Annotated in this window: 1 protein-coding gene; it reads left to right on the top strand. The window is 68.0% G+C overall.

Annotated features, from left to right (window positions below; genetic code table 11):
* Positions 1-269, top strand: a 269-nt coding sequence (locus Q0994_RS34015) for a ketoacyl-synthetase C-terminal extension domain-containing protein (RefSeq protein ID WP_299542617.1), incomplete at both ends; no start/stop codon positions are given.

The following is a 269-nucleotide window of genomic DNA, read 5'->3' as shown; positions in this document are numbered from 1 at the left end:
GGTGTGATCAAGATGGTCATGGCGATGCGGAACGGGAAGCTTCCCGCCACCCTGAACGTGGACGAGCCGTCGCCGCAGATCGACTGGGAGTCCGGGCAGGTCCGCCTGCTGACAGAGGCCGAGGAGTGGCCCGCCTCCTCCCGTCCCCGCCGTGCGGGTGTGTCGTCGTTCGGCGTCAGCGGAACGAACGCACACATCATTCTTGAAGAGGCGCCGGAGGCTCCGGAGGTGCCGGCAGGACCTCGTGCTGGTGGTGAGCTGCCGGCGGT

The organism is uncultured Streptomyces sp., from assembly GCF_947488945.1.
GTDB lineage: Bacteria > Actinomycetota > Actinomycetes > Streptomycetales > Streptomycetaceae > Streptomyces.
Note: the sequence above shows the minus strand (reverse complement) of the source record. Positions and strands in the feature narration are given on the sequence as shown.